The organism is Streptomyces calidiresistens (assembly GCF_014141525.1).
GTDB classification, from domain to species: Bacteria; Actinomycetota; Actinomycetes; order Streptomycetales; family Streptomycetaceae; genus Streptomyces; species Streptomyces calidiresistens.
The window spans coordinates 1-2,318 of the sequence record NZ_VKHS01000814.1; the positions used below are offsets into that span (position 1 = coordinate 1).

The window sequence follows — 2,318 nt, forward strand, 5'->3', positions numbered from 1 at the left end:
GGGAGGGCGACGGGGTCGGCGGGCCGAACGACTGCGAGGGGGTGCCCCCCGAGGGGGTGCCCGACGGCACGCCGCCGGAGACCGCTCCCGCACCGCCCGTCGGGGGCGGGCCCGCGGGCGGGGCCAGGTGGTAGCCGGTGGTCTCCGGGGTCCCGCCGGCCGCCCCGGCGACGCCGGGTTCGGCGCGTTCCGGGCCGTTGGGGCCGTAGCCGGCGGGCAGGGGCCCGATCTGGTCGAAGACCTCCACGGTGTCCCGCTCCTCGGTCTCCGGCAGCAGCTCGGCGGCCGAGGCCAGCGCCTTCCGGGCGCCGTTGGCGGTGCGGAAGCGGGCCTGCGGATCGGGCTGGAGCAGCGTGCCGAGCACCTGCCAGAGCACTTCGGGGACGCCCCGGGGGGCGTCCGGCATCCCCCCGGCCTCCTCGTACTCGCCGTACAGCCCGACCGAGTCGGGCTTCTCACCGGTCAGCAGGTAGAGGCCGACCAGGCCGACGGCGTACAGGTCGGCGGTGAAGTCGGGCTCGGCGCCGCGCATCTGCTCCGGCGCGAAGTACCCCGGCGTGCCCAGGACCCAGTTGGTCTCGGTGAGACGGGGCTCACCCTTGCGCATGGAGATGCCGAAGTCCGACAGCCGCAGCCGGGGCCGACCCCGCCCGGTGGGCTCCAGCAGGATGTTGGCCGGCTTGATGTCGCGGTGCACCACGCCCTCGTCGTGCACCGCCTGGAGGCCGGCGAGGAGCTGGTCCAGCAGCGTGCAGACGAAGCGGGGCGGCAGCGCGCCGTAGTCGCCGATGAGGTGGGAGAGCGAGCCCCCGGAGACCAGGTCCATGGTGAACAGGACCTTGTCGTCGTCGGCGGCCCAACTGGCGGGGGCCAGCACGTGCGGGTGGTCGATGCGCAGGGCCTGCTCGCGGACGAACCGCAGCAGGGTGTGCGCGTCCGACTGCTGGAGCACCTTGGCCGCCACGTATCGGCGGCGTCGGTGGTCCCAGGCACGCCAGACGGCACCCGCGCCGCCGCGCCCGATCGGGTCGATCAGCTCGTACCGTCCCGCGAAGATCTCGCCCATCGCGCCTTCGTCCGCTCGCTTCCCGTTCGTCGTCCCCGCCGGTGTCCGCCGGTCTCCGGCGGCGTCGGGGGGTTCGGCTCCCTCGTTCCGGATCGGTCGGGTTCATCCCGCTCCGTCCCGGTGGATCCGGTTCGCCGTACCGTGCGGGATTCCGCACGAAACCGCTCCAGCATAGGCAGCCGGGTCGGTTTCCGGCCGGCCTCCGCGGGTTGCGGTTCCGTTCCCATCCCGTACCCGGCCGTCCCCTCGCGTCCCGGTCCCCTCGCGTCGTGTCCGGACGGACGGCGCCCCGGGGCGCCGGCACCCTTCACCCCACCGGGACGCGACGGCGGCACGCCCCGGTTCCCCGCCGGGACGCGCCGCCGGGACGCCGAGGGGCGCGGGGTCAGCCCTGGTGCCGCTCGTAGTGCTCGATGGCCTCCCTGGTCCGGGCGCTGCCGTAGACCCGCAGGAACTCGGCCAGTTCCGGGTGGGTGTCGGCGAGCATCCGGGAGGCGCTCTGGATCTCCCCGGCGTCGGAGACCGAGCGCAGCAGGGCCTGGATCTCGCGCACGACGCGCTTGCTGGGGTTGGCGGGCACCCCGGTGCCGGTGGCGCGGGCCGTGGAGGAGGTGCCCAGGACGTTCCCGCCGGCGTCGCGCCGGATCTCCTCCATCGCGGACGTCGCCTCCGCGGCGCTGACCCGGCCGGCCCGCACCTCCGCCGCCAGGTCCTGCAGGGCGCGCACCCGCTGGACGACGGCGGGGTTGCCGATCTTGGCGCGCTGACCGCTCATCAACTGCGACAGCATCGGGGCGGACAGACCGAGCACCACGGCCAGGCGGGCCTGGTTGAGCCCGAGGTCGGCGATCAGGCGGCGGAACAGCGTGCCCAACGGCTCGCCGTACCAGGTGGTCTGCTGTTCGCGGGCCTTCTCCGCCGCCTCCTGCTGCGCTGTCTCCATCGCGTCTCCCCTGTCGGTCCCCGGTTCTCCCCTGGTGCCTTCACGCGAGCGAAGGTGCGCGTCATCCTACGGAGACGGGGCGCGCGGGGCGATACCCGGTCGGAAACCGGGGGCCGCATTCGGTACCCTGGTGCGGTACGGGGCGTTAGCTCAGTTGGTAGAGCGCTGTCTTTGCATGGCAGATGTCAGGAGTTCGACTCTCCTACGCTCCACCGGTCCGGTGATCCGGACCGTGTGATCGATCGGCCCCCGGGGGGTGACCCCGGGGGCCGCGCTCGTTCCGGGGGCTCCCGGGGGCCGGTACGGGGG

General features: G+C 74.3%; 2 protein-coding genes and 1 tRNA gene. 1 reads left to right on the forward strand and 2 read right to left on the reverse strand.

The annotated features are described in order from the left end of the window. Together FOE67_RS23045 and FOE67_RS23050 are read right to left on the reverse strand one after the other, a co-directional pair. On the reverse strand, positions 1–1,066 hold a 1,066-nt coding region (locus FOE67_RS23045), incomplete at its 3' end, for a serine/threonine-protein kinase (protein WP_228474195.1). Positions 1,067–1,451: 385 nt separating this feature from the next. Beyond that, positions 1,452–2,009: a helix-turn-helix domain-containing protein gene (locus tag FOE67_RS23050; RefSeq protein WP_182666766.1), complete on the reverse strand. Its 558-nt coding sequence runs from the start codon at positions 2,007–2,009 to the stop codon at positions 1,452–1,454. Positions 2,010–2,148: 139 nt separating this feature from the next. On the opposite strand from FOE67_RS23050, the gene FOE67_RS23055 reads away from it, so the two are divergent. Continuing rightward, a tRNA-Ala gene (locus FOE67_RS23055) sits at positions 2,149–2,221 on the forward strand. Positions 2,222–2,318 lie beyond the last annotated feature (97 nt).